Here is a 339-nt window from a genome sequence, read left to right as displayed (position 1 = left end):
TCTCACATCTTGGCGTGATCATTCCGCTGGCAGATGCTTATTACCAGAGCAGGCATCCGGAAAAAATCTGTGCAAATGAAAAATTGATGACGCTGACAGCTTATCGGATGAAAAAGAACCTGAAGTGGATCGCCCAAAAGGGAATGTTGTGCCCGGCAAAGCTTTATATGATCAAAGATATGCCGACAGGAATGCTGGCAGGGGTTCTAAGCAGAGTATATCAGAGTGAATTTGGCAACAGATTTCTTTACCGGCATGCGATGCATGCACCGGAAGAATTCCAGCGGCTGCATCAGGAATTCTATAATTATATGAAGACACATACGAAAGAGAGTAACA

At 44.2% G+C, this 339-nt stretch carries 1 pseudogene; it reads left to right on the top strand.

Annotated elements, in window-relative coordinates:
• Positions 1 to 339 (top strand): annotated as a pseudogene (locus tag PZH32_RS11945) (ketopantoate reductase family protein); the annotation flags it as partial.

Source organism: Adlercreutzia equolifaciens (assembly GCF_029076695.1).
In the GTDB taxonomy this organism is placed as follows: Bacteria; Actinomycetota; Coriobacteriia; order Coriobacteriales; family Eggerthellaceae; genus Adlercreutzia; species Adlercreutzia equolifaciens_A.
Note: the sequence above shows the minus strand (reverse complement) of the source record. Positions and strands in the feature narration are given on the sequence as shown.